General features: G+C 64.9%; 1 protein-coding gene. It reads left to right on the top strand.

The genetic code is table 11. From position 1 onward, the window contains the following. Positions 1-279 (top strand): hypothetical protein (locus ACPYOJ_RS35200; protein ID WP_481420363.1); only part of this gene is annotated, 279 nt, incomplete at both ends.

Genomic DNA, 279 nt, shown 5'->3' with positions numbered 1-279 from the left:
GCTCATTGTCGTGATGAAAGTCGCGTCGGTGTTGCAGGCGATGTTATGGACGGCGCTTCCTGCACAACTGGGCGTCAGCGTGGATTCGCCGGGATGGATCATGTTGATGCTGACGCTCACCGGCGTTGCGGTGGGTCTGGTGATCCGCTTTAGCCCAGGGCACGCCGGGCCGGATCCGGCGCTTGAGCCACTGATCGGTGCGCCCGTTCCCCCCTCGGCGCTGCCGGGGCTGATTATCGCGTTGATCCTGGGTCTGGCGGGCGGTGTCAGCCTTGGTCC

The sequence above is a fragment of the Rhizobium sp. SVR5-9E genome (assembly GCF_056755095.1).
Note: the sequence above shows the minus strand (reverse complement) of the source record. Positions and strands in the feature narration are given on the sequence as shown.